The sequence below is a fragment of the Tropicimonas isoalkanivorans genome, assembly GCF_900112335.1.
Taxonomy (GTDB): Bacteria; Pseudomonadota; Alphaproteobacteria; order Rhodobacterales; family Rhodobacteraceae; genus Tropicimonas; species Tropicimonas isoalkanivorans.
On sequence record NZ_FOLG01000001.1, the window covers coordinates 124912 to 139365 of the forward strand.

9 protein-coding genes are annotated in these 14454 nt (G+C 65.2%); 5 read left to right on the forward strand and 4 right to left on the reverse strand.

Features of this window, described 5'->3' with window-relative positions; genetic code table 11:
• The first annotated feature begins 112 nt into the window (after positions 1 to 112).
• Together BM075_RS00615 and fdhF are read left to right on the forward strand one after the other, a co-directional pair.
• Positions 113 to 1804, forward strand: coding sequence for an NAD(P)H-dependent oxidoreductase subunit E (locus BM075_RS00615; RefSeq protein ID WP_093358448.1), 1692 nt, complete (start codon positions 113 to 115; stop codon positions 1802 to 1804).
• Position 1805: 1 nt separating this feature from the next.
• Positions 1806 to 4589 carry a formate dehydrogenase subunit alpha gene (fdhF, locus tag BM075_RS00620; RefSeq protein ID WP_093358450.1) on the forward strand — a complete coding sequence of 928 codons (2784 nt, stop codon included), beginning with the start codon at positions 1806 to 1808 and terminating at the stop codon, positions 4587 to 4589.
• A gap of 12 nt (positions 4590 to 4601) precedes the next feature.
• Here the strand turns inward: fdhF and BM075_RS00625 are convergent, their stop codons facing one another.
• On the reverse strand, positions 4602 to 6575 hold the full coding sequence (locus BM075_RS00625) for a sensor histidine kinase (protein ID WP_093358452.1): 1974 nt from the start codon (positions 6573 to 6575) through the stop codon (positions 4602 to 4604).
• Between the two features lie 81 nt (positions 6576 to 6656).
• Positions 6657 to 8267 (reverse strand): phospholipase D family protein, encoded by a 1611-nt coding sequence (locus BM075_RS00630; protein ID WP_093358454.1) that lies wholly within the window; start codon positions 8265 to 8267, stop codon positions 6657 to 6659.
• Positions 8268 to 8477: 210 nt separating this feature from the next.
• Here BM075_RS00630 and BM075_RS24310 point away from each other — a divergent pair, with 210 nt between their 5' ends.
• Positions 8478 to 8642 carry a hypothetical protein gene (locus BM075_RS24310; RefSeq protein WP_093358457.1) on the forward strand — a complete coding sequence of 55 codons (165 nt, stop codon included), beginning with the start codon at positions 8478 to 8480 and terminating at the stop codon, positions 8640 to 8642.
• A gap of 342 nt (positions 8643 to 8984) precedes the next feature.
• On the opposite strand, the gene BM075_RS00640 is transcribed toward BM075_RS24310, so the two are convergent.
• A complete protein-coding gene (locus tag BM075_RS00640) occupies positions 8985 to 9431 on the reverse strand; it encodes a hypothetical protein (RefSeq protein WP_093358460.1) in 447 nt (148 codons plus the stop codon).
• 71 nt (positions 9432 to 9502) lie between these two features.
• Entirely contained in the window at positions 9503 to 11116 is a 1614-nt protein-coding gene (locus tag BM075_RS00645) for a hypothetical protein (RefSeq protein WP_093358462.1), read from the reverse strand.
• Between the two features lie 159 nt (positions 11117 to 11275).
• On the opposite strand from BM075_RS00645, the gene BM075_RS00650 reads away from it, so the two are divergent.
• On the forward strand, positions 11276 to 12358 hold the full coding sequence (locus tag BM075_RS00650; protein ID WP_093358465.1) for a phosphatase PAP2 family protein: 1083 nt from the start codon (positions 11276 to 11278) through the stop codon (positions 12356 to 12358).
• A gap of 75 nt (positions 12359 to 12433) precedes the next feature.
• A complete protein-coding gene (locus tag BM075_RS00655) occupies positions 12434 to 14401 on the forward strand; it encodes a S8/S53 family peptidase (protein WP_093358467.1) in 1968 nt (655 codons plus the stop codon).
• The last annotated feature ends 53 nt before the right edge of the window (positions 14402 to 14454 follow it).

The window sequence follows — 14454 nt, forward strand, 5'->3', positions numbered from 1 at the left end:
CGATGCCGTCGAACACCAAACAAAAGCTCGCGCGCGAGACGCATTCGATATTGACCCCGCTCCGGCACAACCGTCACCCTGTGGGCTCGGGAGAGGTCCGGGGAGGAACTCAATGGGACGTGATGAGCGTAGGGGCGTATGGTCGTCTGGGCGCACCGGCGGGCGCGGGCGAACGACGCCGAAGGGACGGCAGGTCGAGGATGCCGCGCTGGAGGAGATTTGCGCGCTGCTCGGCCAGCAACCGCGCCGGCGCGACCTGTTGATCGAGTTCCTTCACCTCGTTCAGGACACCTATGGCCACTTGTCAGCCCGCCACCTCCGCGCGCTCGCTGCGGAGATGGATCTCTCCATGGCTGAGGTCTGGGAAGTCGCCACCTTCTACGCCCATTTCGACCCGGTGCGCGAAGGCGAGGCTCCGCCGCCGGACCTGACGATCCGGGTCTGCAACTCGCTCTCCTGCGAGCTTGCGGGATCGGAGGCGCTCTATCAGGCGCTGTTAGCGGGCCACGATCCGGCGCAGGTCCGCGTCCTGCGGGCGCCATGCATGGGCCGGTGCGAAACCGCGCCGGTGGTTGAGGTCGGGCATCGCCACGTGCCGCACGCGACGGAGAACGCGGTGAATCGGGTTATAGGCTCCGGCGATTACCACCCCGAGATGCCGGACTACGAGACCTTCGCGACCTATCGCGCCGGCGGCGGATACGAGAAACTGGAAGCCCTCCGCGCGACTGGCGACTGGCAGGCGGTGCAGGATATGCTGATGGACGCGGGATTGCGCGGCATGGGCGGAGCCGGCTTCCCGTCCGGCAAAAAGTGGGGGTTCGTACGCGACGCTGAAGGCCCGAGGTACCTCGCCGTGAATGGAGACGAGGGCGAGCCGGGCACCTTCAAGGATCGGTATCACCTGGAGCGCACCCCGCACATGATGCTCGAGGGGATGCTGATCGCTGCGTGGGCCGTCGAGGCGGAGACCTGCTTCGTCTATATCCGGGATGAATACGCCGCCGTTTTGGAAATCCTCCGGCGGGAGATCGCGGAACTGGAGCGCGCGGGGCTCGTGGCGCCTGGATATATCGACCTGCGGCGGGGTGCAGGCGCGTATATCTGCGGTGAGGAATCCGCGATGATCGAGTCGATCGAGGGAAAACGAGGAATACCGCGCCTGCGCCCGCCTTATGTGGCGCAGAGGGGGGTGTTTGGGCGCCCGACGCTGGTGCACAACGTTGAAACCCTGCACTTCGTGGCCCGCATCTGCCGCGAGGGACCGGAGATTACCTCCGAGGTCAGCCGCAACGCGCGTTCGGGCCTGCGGAGCTACTCGGTCTCGGGCCGCGTGGCGAAACCGGGCGTCTACGTGCTTCCCTCTGGCTCCACCATCCTGGACGTGATCGACGCCGCGGGGGGCATGGCCGAGGGGCATACGTTGAAGGCGTTCCAGCCCGGCGGCCCCTCCTCCGGGCTGTTGCCGGCGAACCTGGACTACGTGCCGCTCGACTTCGAGACGCTCACGGCGCAAGGCACGCTAATCGGGTCCGCCGCGGTCGTGATCCTTTCCGACAAGGACAGCGCGCGCGACGCCGCCTTGAACATGCTGAAGTTCTTCGAGGCGGAAAGCTGCGGCCAGTGCACGCCGTGCCGCGTCGGCTGTGAAAAGGCGGTGAAGCTGATGCAGCACGACACCTGGGACCGCGGGCTTCTGGAGGATCTGTGCCTGGTGATGGAGGATGCCTCCATCTGCGGGCTCGGCCAGGCCGCGCCGAACCCGATCCGGCTGGTTCTGAAACATTTTGCGGATGAGGTCTGAGATGGCGGACGGAACAGGACCCGCGACGACGACCTTCCGGATGGACGGCGAGACCGTCACCGCCTTCGAGGGCGAAACCATCTGGGACGTGGCCAAACGCGAGGGCAAGACCCTGCCCTATCTCTGCCATGGGGACCGGACGAGCTACCGCCCCGATGGCAACTGCCGCGCCTGCATGGTCGAGATCGAGGGGGAACGCGGACTGGCCGCATCCTGCTGGCGACGCCCCTCCGAGGGCATGAAGGTCACGACGGACAGCGCACGGGCGCGCAAGTCCCGCGCGCTGGTCATGGAGCTGCTGCTTGCCGACCAACCCGACGACGACGACGCCCACGACGCGGGCTCCCATTTTCGGGACACGGCGGAGGCGGCGGGCGTGACGACCAGCCGGTTCCCGCCGCTGGAGCGGGAGGCCGTTCCGCTGTTGGACGACAGCCATGTCGCCATGCGGGTGAACCTCGACGCTTGCATCCAATGCGGGCTCTGCGTGCGGGCATGCCGGGAAGTGCAGGTCAACGACGTCATCGGCATGGCGGGTCGCGGACACGGGGCCTATCCGGTCTTCGATTTCGACGACCCGATGGGCGAAAGCACCTGCGTCGCCTGCGGCGAATGCGTGCAAGCCTGCCCGACCGGCGCACTGATGCCGACGAGCGCCATGGACGAGGCGCAACGCGGCAACAGCAAGGACGTCGACCGGGAGGTCGCGTCCGTCTGCCCCTTCTGCGGTGTCGGCTGCCAGGTCGCGCTCAAGATCAAGGACGGAAGGGTCAAACAGGTCGACGGGATCGATGGGCCCGCCAACGAAGGGCGGCTCTGCGTCAAGGGGCGCTTTGGGTATGACTACATCCATCACCCTCACCGCCTAACACGGCCGCTCATTCGTTTGGACGATGCGCCCAAGGCGCTGGACGTCGACCCGGCTAACCCGTTTACCCACTTCCGCGCGGCAAGCTGGGAAGAGGCGCTGGACGCCGCGGCAGGCGGACTTGCGCGCCTGCGGGAGGCGCACGGCGGAGAGGCGGTCGCGGGCTTCGGCAGCGCCAAGTGCACAAACGAGGAGGCGTATCTCTTCCAGAAGCTCATCCGGCAGGGCTTCGGCCACAACAACGTCGACCATTGCACCCGGCTCTGCCATGCATCCTCCGTGGCGGCACTGATGGAAAACGTCGGCTCTGGCGCCGTCACGGCGACCTTCAACGAGATCGAACATGCCGATGCGGCGATCGTCATCGGAGCGAACCCGGCGGAGAACCACCCGGTTGCCGCGACGTACTTCAAGCAGTTCGCGAAGCGGGGTGGCAGGTTGATCGTGATGGACCCGCGCGGCCAGGCGCTCAAGCGTCACGCAACCCACATGCTCCAGTTCCGGCCCGGTGCGGACGTGGCCCTGTTGAACGCGATCATGTCGGTGATCGTGGAGGAAGGCCTTTACGACCAAGGCTACATCGACCGCTTCACCGAAAACTGGGACGCCGAGAAGCAGCATTTGGCCGGGTTCTCGCCGGAAGCGATGGAGCCGCTCTGCGGTATCCCGGCCGGAACGATCCGCGAGGTCGCCCGCGACTTTGCCACCGCGCGTGCGGGCATGATCTTCTGGGGCATGGGGATCAGCCAGCACGTCCACGGCACGGACAATTCGCGCTGCCTGATCAACCTCGCGCTGATGACGGGGAATGTGGGCAGGTCGGGCACGGGCCTGCATCCTCTTCGTGGCCAGAACAACGTGCAGGGGGCGTCGGATGCAGGCCTCATTCCGATGTTCCTGCCCGACTACCAGTCCGTCACGGACGCCGCCGCGCGTCAGCGATTTTCCGGCATCTGGGAGTCGGCGGGGTTCAGTGACGCCGCTGGCCTGACGGTGACGGAGATCCTGGACGGCGTCCACGCCGGGCGCATTCGCGGCATGTACATCCTGGGCGAGAACCCGGCCATGTCGGACCCGGACGTCACTCACGCACGGGCAGCTTTGGCGAAACTGGACCACCTTGTTGTGCAGGACATCTTCCTGACCGAAACCGCCAATTTCGCCGACGTGATCCTGCCCGCCGCGGCCTTCTACGAAAAGGACGGCACCGTCACCAACACCAACCGGCAGGTGCAGATGGGCCGCGCGGCGGTATCGCCACCCGGCGACGCCCGGCCGGACTGGAAGATCACCGTCGCGCTGGCCCGTCGCCTCGGGCTGGATTGGGCGTACGACCACCCCAGCCAGGTGTTTGCCGAGATGAAGCAGGGCATGCGCTCGCTGGACAACATCACCTGGGATCGTCTGGAGAAGGAAGGCGCGATCACCTACCCCTGCCTGTCCGAGACGGACCCGGGACAGGCGGTCGTCTTTGGCGATGGATTTCCCCGACCGGAGGGCCGGGCCCGGTTCGCGCCGGCCGATATCGTTCCACCCGACGAACTGCCGGACGACGACTATCCCATGATCCTGACCACGGGGCGACAGCTCGAGCATTGGCACACGGGGTCGATGACGCGGCGGTCCAAGGTGCTGGACGCGATGGAGCCGCAGGCGAACTGTTCCCTGCACCCCTCGACGCTGCGCAAACTCGGCGTGGAGCCCGGGGGGATGGTCCGCCTGGAAACCCGCCGCGGGACAGTGGACGTGATGGCGCGCACAGATCGGGCCGTTGCACCGGACATGGTGTTCCTGCCCTTTGCCTATGTGGAGGCGGCGGCAAACATCCTCACCAACCCGGCGCTGGACCCCTTCGGCAAGATCCCGGAGTTCAAGTTCGCGGCGGTTCGGGTGACGGCATCGCCGGAAGTCGCCTGAAAAACGATCTGCTTACGCGCCGATATCGTCCTGCCGAGCCTCCGCCGCGGGCAGCCAGACCCGGAACTCCGCGCCGCCCTCTGGCCGATTGCGGACGGTAATCAGCCCGCCTGCCCGCTGGATCAGCGTCTGCGAGATCGAGAGGCCCAAGCCGGTGCCCTCGGCCTGCTTGGTCGTGAAGAAGGGATCAAAGACCGACGCCAGCCGGTCCTCCGGTATACCCGGCCCGGTATCGGCAACCACCAGGCAGGCCCCATCACGCCCGTCCCGAGTTTCGGGCAACAGCGCCAGATCGAGTGTCCCCCCCGGCCCCATCGCCTGCACGGCGTTGACGATCAGGTTCACCACCACCTGCTGCATCTCCCCCGGGTCGACCCGTACATCCGGGACCGGTGCGAACGCCTTTCGTACCACGGCCTTGCCCTGCGCAACGACGTGGCTCACGAGCACGAGGCACTCGTCCACGACCCCGCACAACTCGACACTCTCCTCGCTGCCGGAATAGTCGCCGGGGCGCGCGAACTTCAGCAACTTTCCCACGATGGCCTGAATCCGCGCGACCTGCCGGTCGATCAGCGCAAGCTCAGTGTCTATCGGCTGCGTGTTCGGTCCAAGAACTTCATAAATGACATCAAGATTGCCCTGTATAACCGCTACAGGATTGTTGATTTCGTGCGCCACACCTGCGGTGATTTCGCCGATGGAGGCCAGCTTTTCGCTCATGACCAGTTGCCGGAACGTCGCCTCGAGCTTCTCGTTGGCCTCCCTCAGTTCGGCCGTCCTCTGGTCCACCCGCTGGTTCAGTTCGTCCGCCCAGGCTCGCAGCCTGCGATCGCGGTCCTGCACCTGGTCCAGCAGGTCGTCGAGGTGGGCGGCCACCTGCCCGATCTCATCCTTCGCACCGGCATGGTTGTTGCGGGCGGAGAGGTCTCCGTCGCCCACGCGGCGCATCGTTTCAGTCATGCGCTCCAACGGCGCAAAGATGCCCTCTGCCATCCGCAGGAAGATCGGCACGAATAGCACCAGAACGGCGGCGAAGGCCAGCATCATCCAGAGCAGCGCGGCGCGTTTGGCGGCGGTGAACGGCGCTTCGAGGAACCCGACATAGAGCATGCCCACGCGCTCCCCGAAACTGTCGGTCAAAGGCAGGTATCCCGAAATGTACCAGTCGTTCACGACGAAGGCGCGGTCGAGCCATGTGCGGCCCTCGTCCAACACCGCGCCCCGCACGGCAGCGGACACCCGCGTTCCAAGGGCGCGAACGTCTTCAAACAGCCGCACGTTGGTGGAAACGCGCACGTCATCGAGGAAGAGCGTGGCCGTCCCCTGCCGCTCGCCGCCCGTGACGGCGTTGAGATAAACCAGCGCATTGATCGTATCGATGAAATCGAGGTTCCGGTTCAACAGGATGCCACCGACCAGCACCCCTGGCTGCCCCCCGAACCTCACGGGCGCGGCCGCGTGAACGACCATTCCCCGTTCCTCCTCCGTCCGCGTGGTCGGCACGGCGGCCTCGGTGTCGATCAAGGGAATCCGGGCACGCTCCGCCAACTCGGTCGAGACCGCCTCCAGATCCTCCGGTTGGAAGAGGTCGATGCTGGTTTCCGCCCGCCCCGCAAGGCCGGACGCAATCACGGGCCAGCGTTGCGCCGCCGGTTCCGCCTGAGTCACGGGCAGGAAATAAAGAAAGTCGAACCCGAGAACCTCTCTTTTCCGGTCCAGGAACGCCGCCCGTGCCGGCTTCTCTGCGCCCAGGACCACGGCCAACTGTGCCGACTCCGCGATCCCCTGCAGGTCCTCCCCGGTCCCGGCCATGAGGCGGGACAGATATTGCTCCGCAATCCGCAGATCGCTCTCGACGTTCGCAATCAGAAGCCGGTCGTAATCCGCCGTCCAGCGCGTCATCGCAATCAGCAACAGGGCCGGCATCAGCAGGACGAGCGGGGCAAGCGCCAGGACCAGCAGCCGTACGCGGACGGACGTCATGAGAGCAATCCTGCAAGTTTCGGTGCGGCCACGATAAACGGGCGGCCGCCTGCCGCAACCGGTGAAGCCAAGGGGGCACGCCTAGAGCTGGCTGCCAATCGGCAGAACGCCATAGACACGGCTCATGAAGACACGCCATGACGACCTCGCCGGTTCCTGCTTGTGCAGGACGACGGTCCCATCCTCGCGGCGAGAAATCCAGTCGAGTCCGCCCTCGGGGTCCAGGCGCACCTCGTAGGCATTGGCGCGGATGTTGTTCCGGAACGCCTCGACTGCCTGCGTCGCCAGCTGGTCCGACTCGATCAGCACACCCATTTCGTTGTTGATCCAGACCGACCGCGGATCCCAATTGAAGGACCCCACAAAGAGATAGTGACGGTCTATCGCGAAGGCCTTGGTATGGAGAGACGATTGCGACAGGCCGAGGCCGAGGCTCTCCCGATCCATGCGGGCGCTGTCCGGGCGCAACTCCCACAGGGCGATCCCCGCGTCCAGCATCGCTTCGCGGGATCGCGCGTAGTGACCATAGACGGGAACCACGTCGGTCGAATCCAGCGAGTTCGTCAGGACCGTCACGTCCACCCCGCGTTCGCTGATCCCGGAGAGGAGCGTCACGCCACGCTTGCGCGGCACGAAATAGGCCGAGGACACGTAGAGATCCGACGTCGCCGCGTTCAGATAGGGCAACATCTGCGCAGCGACGAATTCCTCCGGGTTTGCCTCCCCGGTCGCCTTGTCTGCGGGGTCGGCGATCAGTTTCGCGGGCACCCACGCAAGGTCGAGGTCGCGCTTCGATACCCCGTCGCGGATGGCGTGGCTCAGGGCGTCGCCATAGGGCGTCTGGCGCGCCTCGGCAGCCAACCGGGCAAGCTGGGCGCGGGCTTCGTCCAGTGTCAGCGCGTCGCCCCGCTTGCCGACGGCGATCTGTGCCGGGACGGCATATTCGCTGTTCCAGTAGGCATCGAACGTCCGCGAGACCTCCTGCGCGAGTGGGCCGGCGCCGAGCACGTCGAAATCGTTGTAGTTGCTGTCCTCGCGGGCCGCGAAATACTCGTCCCCGATGTTCCGCCCCCCGACGATCGTCACCACGTTGTCGAACGTCATGGACTTGTTGTGCATCCGCCGGTTGACCCGGTCGAAGTCCAAGAGCGCCGCGACGTTCTTTCCCAATCCCCTCCGGAAAGGGTTGTATAGACGGATCTCGATGTTGGGATGACGGTCCAGCGCGGCGGTCATCGCGTCGTAGCCGGCGACGTCCATGTCATCCAGCAGCAGGCGAACGCGCACGCCCCGGTCCGCGGCCTGCAGAAGGTTCCAGGCGAAGAGGTGCCCGGAGGAATCGTTATGCAGCAGATAGTACTGCGCATCTATCGAGCGCTGCGCCTTCTCCGTAAGCACCAGCCGCAGGGCCAGGGCTTCCGGACCGTCGGATACGAGGCGAATGCCGGACCGCCCGTCATGAGGGTTTCCGAGCGCGTCGGCCCGACGCGCCAGAAAGGTGCCGCCGGTGTCCGTTTGTGCCCTTGAAACCGTCTTCGTGTAGCCGACGGCACCCACCGCGCAGGAGGCCAGTTGCCAGGCAAGCGCCAGTACCAGTATCCCCCTCAGCGGCGCCCGCAGGAAGTCCCCACGCCGGCTCAAACCAAACCTTAGCTGCGCCACCCTCGTCCAGATCGCGACCCCGGGTTTCATTCTTCAGCCCCTCCGATCCGTCGTCCTAAGTGAGTTGTTCGGGCCAAGCATACCTCAAGCGGGCCTTTCCGCAGAGATCGGAGTTCGACCCTCCGAAACGCCTCGCGAACAGGCGACTTGATAGCCATTTGCAACACTTGGCAGGGAACCGAACCCCCAGTTCGTGCGTAGTCACCCAAGATAAATGGCTTTTAGAAACAGGAGTATCAGATGCGTTTTCTTACGGCGGTGATGGGAATTGCGATCCTCGGTCTTTCGGCGTGCGGTGATACCGCGACCGAACGGGCCGCGACCGGTGGCATCGGCGGCGCGGTCGTGGCCGGACCCGCTGGCGCAGTTGTGGGCGGCACCTTGGGCGCGGCCACAACTGAATAACGGATCAATTGGCGCGCCGCGGCATTCCTTTGAGGTCCACGGCGCGCGTTTAATACCAACAGAGCGTCTAAGGTGGGGGTCGTGCTTACCGCAACACCGGTTTGCAGACGTACGTCTGCCCTTGCCGTACTACCGCATTGTTCGGAAAGTCGGAGACCGCGGTAAAAATAGAATGGTCCCGACCACCGCGGAGGGTGTGGCCGGGACCGGAACTCAATACACTTTATGCAATCGCTTCTAAAACCGTTTGAACTCGTACTTATGTGCGTATGCTGCGAATAATCAGACCTTAGTCTTGGACGCGTGAGCACTGCGTGAGTTGGCTGCAAGGTCACAACCCATTCAATCCACCCCGAGAAATTGCGACCGAACCTCCCAGAGGCCCGGCTCCTCCATACGCCGCAAAATTAATGCGCCGGCGGGACAGGCTGCACGCGGTCCCATTCCGAGACCGATTGTCAGGAACGCCGCGACAGTGGAGCAGACCTCCTCCTTCGGGATGTTCAAGAAGTCTTCGGACGTGCTGATACCGCCCCGCTGCTTCCGGAAATGCTCAATCAACGCGCCCTCGATCCTGCCGCTCACCTGCCGTCCGAGGCTCTTCGGATCGACATTCGGTTGGGCGGCCCTGACCAGCCCCTCGATCGGCCCTTCGCTGATAGCGCTGGCCAGAATCTCCAGGCCCAGCCGTTCCTCCAGCCAGGCGTCTCCCGTCGCTTTCGATTCCCCCTGGTCGAGGGCAATCGATTCCGCCAGCAAAGCCAGCGTCTGATTTTCCAGTGATGGCATTCCAGTCTCCCTGCGATCGCAAAGAGCACTCAATCAGGCCTAGCGTTAGTGCAGCGTGATGCGGAGCCGCCTCAATCGAGGCCACGCAGGAAGTCGGTATCGACAAGGCCAGCCGTACGCATCATCGAAACGGGATATTTCCCGTCGTCGACAAGGCGGCGCACGGTGAAGTCGGGTTCGACCTTGCGGAGCAGGTCGATGGAACGACGGGTCGCCACTTCGTCCCGGGCCAGAGAATAGAGGCCGATGAGATACCGCAGCGGCGGACGGAATTCCGGATTGAGCGACCGGGATGTCTCGAGGTGTGCGGTCGCCTCTCCCATCCTGCCTGTAACGGCGGCGGCCAGAGCGAGTTGGAACTCCGACCAGAAGCGGAAGGACGCATTGTGCGACAGCATCTGCGCCGTCTTCGCCGCAGAATACGCCGTTTTCGTCTCGCCGGTATAGAGAAGCGCAGTGGACCATGCCCACCAGGCTAGCGGGTTCGAAGGATTGGCCGTCACCGCGATCTTGGACAGCTCCCGGCTGGCATTTCCATCGTTCTCCAGCGCCAGCCGCGCATTCGCCACGGAGCAGAGGACGTTGGAATTCGTCGGCTCCCCCGCCAGGGCGTCCGCACACAATTGCCGGACCGCCTCCGCCGTCTCTTCCTTGTCGCGGTCGCAGAATTCGACGTAGCGGATCACTTCGAGCTGCGCCAGCCAGGCGTCGAACAGGCCACGCGCCTCGATCTCGCGGGCCTTCAGGAAAAGCATCCTGGCCTCGTCGAGGTCCCTGCGCCGCATCGTGAACATCTTCCGCAGGGCAGTGCTGGCAAGCGCGTCCGCGTCGAGATCGTGGCGGCGATTGCGCGCCGGTCGGCTCATCATTCCCATGACAGCAACCACCGCCCGATGGCTCAGCGCCATGTGCGCAATTCCGATTACGGCCTGGGACGCCGGTTGCGGAGCGATCACGCTATCAGTCCATACGGTCCGTTGCGTGCCGCTTTCGTTGATCGACACGCGTAGACCGATCTCGTCGCCGGAGCCGAACGCCTCCACCTCTGCGATCAGCAGGCCCGGTTCGGCCGTGAGAGGCGCCGCGAGATGCGCGTCGATGTCGAAGGTTTCCCGGAGGGACTTCGCCAGATGGTCGCAGAACTGCTTTTCCACCATGCCGAGTGGAGAGCGCGCCGGGCTCACGAGCGTCAGAACGATCTGACGCTGTGCGCGTTGCAGGGACCGGGCGGCGGCCCGCGGGGCGGAGATCGGGAGGGCACCGGTTTCGTGTGCGGGGCGCTGACGCCGACTCCGCATCGTCGTCAGCCAGTCGTTGAACTCCGGGCTGTCCACGTCCAGGCCTTCGAGAAAGTCCGCGTCCGACTCCTCGGCATCGCGCACCACAACGCGGCTGGAGTCCAAGCCGATGTTCACGCGATCGGAGACGATCACCGCATCGAGGCTGTCCGAGGACCTGCGGATCGTCCGAAGGGTTTGCCGCAGATTGGCCTGGCTGGACTTGGAATCCCCATCCCACAGCTTGTCCTGAAGCCAGGTTCTGGTGCGGGTGAAGTTCGGCTCCGTGGCCAACAAGGCAAGTAGACCTTGGGCCTTTCGGCCGACGGGCGTGACCTCCGCGCCCGTCCGGGTGTCGATGCGGAAACGGCCGTTCAGATGGATCGTCAGTTCCGGTTCCGTGGTCATTGCAAATCCGATCGACCGTGCGCAGTCAGCGTGCCTTTGCCAAGGTTAATCAATTCGCGCCGTCCCGTGAACCCAGCGTGAATCACCCGCAAAGCGCTTTGTGCAACGGGCGATATGGGCCAAAGTGTTAACATTTCATAGAAGGGAGAGGGATTTGCAATGGCACATGGACTGGCAGCCGGCGGAGGGTTCGGCGGCGGATTTGGTGGCGGTTTCGGCGGCGGGTTCGGTGGTGGTTTCGGTGGAGGGTTTGGAGGCGGCTTCGGGGGTGCGGCCGGAGCGGCGTCGCCGCTGCTCGCCTCCGCGTTGATGACCTCCCACGACGCCCTCGCCGGCTACTGGAACGACGACGCAGCTCTCGCCACGCCCCCGCGCAGCGGCGTTGGCGACGATCTCGGGTACCTCTCTGCCGGGCGCCGGGCGGAGGTGCTGCTTGGCCAGATGCTCGGCGGGCTGTCGGTTCGTAGTGACGGAGATGGCCGCGCCACGCTCCGCGTTGGCGGCGCCGATGTGTGCGAAATTCGGAGGCCGGACGAGGCTGACTTCGAGAAACAGATGCTCTTCCTGCGCAATTACGCCGACCTCCGCGTGGACCGTATTCCCGAAATCGTTGCACAGACGGCGACAATCATCCCCTTTTTCGGCGCATTGACGCACCTCAACGACACATGCCGCAAATCGACATTGGAACTTCTGACGCTAACCCAATCCGTTGCCATCGCCCTGGAAATGCAAGTGAAGCACTTCTGTTGGGCCGCCCGCCCCGCGGAGCGGAGCGACAAGGTGCAGCCGATCATCCAAACCCCGGATCACTCCAGCTTTCCGTCCGGTCATGCCACGGAAGCCTTCGCCGTCGCCACCGTCCTCCATCATCTTCAAACCGGCGAAACCGGCCCAGCGGAGGCGCACATGGCCTACCTGGTCGCGCACCGGATCGCCGTAAACCGGACCGTCGCCGGCGTGCATTACCCTGTGGACTCGGCTGCGGGAGCGGTTCTGGGGTGCACGATCGGCGAGATCGTCCTGGCTGCGGCGAGCGGCGAGGCCGTCCGACAACGCGGGTACGGGGGCGACAGCGAAGGGTCGTGCAAGCTCAAAGCAACCGCCGACTTCGATTTGCACTGGCTGGCCGAAAGCTTCTCGGAGTTGCAGGGCCATCCATCCTCGACCGATGAAACGACGGCGACCGACCCGATCCCCGTGATCGCCGCCCTCGTTCAGGCCGCCAAGGAGGAGTGGTGAGCCATGGTACCATGGTCGGATTGGGCCCCTTTGGAGGACCCTGAAGCATCGCCTTACGCAGATTGGTGGCACAGGATGGAAGCGCTGGACGGCCATGCGAAGCCCCACGGCCTGATGCGGGACGTCGTCCCGCTCCGCGCTATCGACCCCGAATTGCCGGACCATGGCACGGCGCCTAAACCCCGCCTCCGGCTGGGGGATGACCTGACAGCGCCGGAAATGCCAATGACTTGGAGATCGAAATTTGAGCATCACTTGAAGGCACAAGGCGATTGGCTCCCCCCGCTCTCCACCCTGCCCGACCTGCCGGACGGCTCGGTGATCGTCGGCGTGATCGACGCCGACATTCCACTGGGCCATTCCCGGTTGCGCGATGCGTCGGGCAACTCGCGGATTGCCGCCGCGTGGCAGATGGGGCAACCGACCGGGCCGGACTATCTGCCCTTCGGCAATGAGCTCTACCAGGCCGACATCGACCGGCATCTGCGAGAGTGCAAAACGGGTTCGGACGGGCGGATCGACCAGTTGGCCTTCGATCTGCGGACGGGAACGGTGGATATGACCACCCGCTTCGGACGTCGGGCGTTGGCCGGCCGCTCGGCGCATGGCGCACACGTTCTGGACGTTGCGGCGGGCTGCGAGCGTTCGGCCGCGGCGGATATTGGCAAAACCTGCGTCATCGCCGTCAACCTGCCGCCCCGCGCCGCATTTGGCGCGTCGGGTGAGTTTCTCGACTACTACATGGTCCATGCGCTACGCCGGATCGTCGATTTGAGCGACGCAATCTGGGTGAAGAACCACCCAGAGCCGACGGACGGCCCCATCGGCTACCCGACGATCATCAACCTGTCCTTCGGCCGCCAAGCAGGCGTGAAGGACAGTCGCGGCGTCTTTGCGAGCGCCCTGTCGCAGCTCATCGGTCTCCGGGACGACAGCCGCGCGCCTTTGGACATCGTGATGCCGGCGGGAAACGACAACTTGGAGCGGATGTACGCCGTCGCCAATCTCGAGCCGGGAGTGGACGGCCCCGGGGCGGTGGCGGAGATCGACTGGCGCATACAGCCGGAAGACCAGTCTTCCAACTACGTCGAGATCCTTTTCGAAGCCCCGAGCGAGGCTAGCTCGCCCCATGCGCCTATCGAGATCGACCTCAGTCCCCCTGGCGCGGCGCCCTGCCCCCGGCCGATCCCGGTGAATGCCCGATCCGAGCTTGGCAGGTTCGCGGCGATCTATTGCAGGATGCTGCCGGCCGACCGCGAAGGTAACACGCAGCTTTACCGGCTCCTCCTGTGCGTGGCCCCCACAAGTCGGCCGGGTGGTCATGGCGCCTGTGCGCCGTCCGGCGCCTGGAAGATCCGACTGCGCAACGTGAGCGACAGCCCGGTGGAGGTGGACCTCAATATCCAGACCGACCAATCCATCTTGCCCGCAAGCACCGCCGGCCGGCGGTCCTATCTCGACAGCCCGTTCTATCGCAGGTTCGACTCCGGGGGCCGACCGCTCGACACTTGGGCCTCGGAGCTCGGCAACGATACGGTCGCAAGGGGTTCCGAAGCGCGTGGACCGCAAGACCCCGTCTTCGATCCCGAGGCCAACCCGTGTGTCCGGCGACACGGGACCATCAACGCCACCGCCTCCAGCGCGCTCGTCGTCTGCGCAGGGGGCTATAGGCGCTCCGATGGCAGGGAAGCGCCCTATTCGTCCACCGGCACCGGCGTGCCGCTCTCCGATGACGGCCGGAGCGCGCCCACTGCCGCCTTCCCCACGGATGACGGCTACGCCCACTTCGGCATCCTCGCCGCTGGCGCGGCCGATGGGTCCGTCGTTCCGATGCGCGGCACCAGCTTCGCCGCGCCACAGGCCACGCGGCTGATCGCGCTGCGCCGGCTCAGCGGCAACACGACCCGTTCCGGCAATGAGATCTTGTCCGATCAGGCCGAGGACGACGAAAGCCACTCGGGATACGCAGGCGAACGGACCATTGCAAAAACGGGCAAGGGACGTGCGCGCCTCCCCCAACCTCGGCGCGTCGGGCGAATGTAGCGGCTCGGCAGCTCTGGCACCTTCTCGCCTTCACGGAGGACTCACGCACTTGG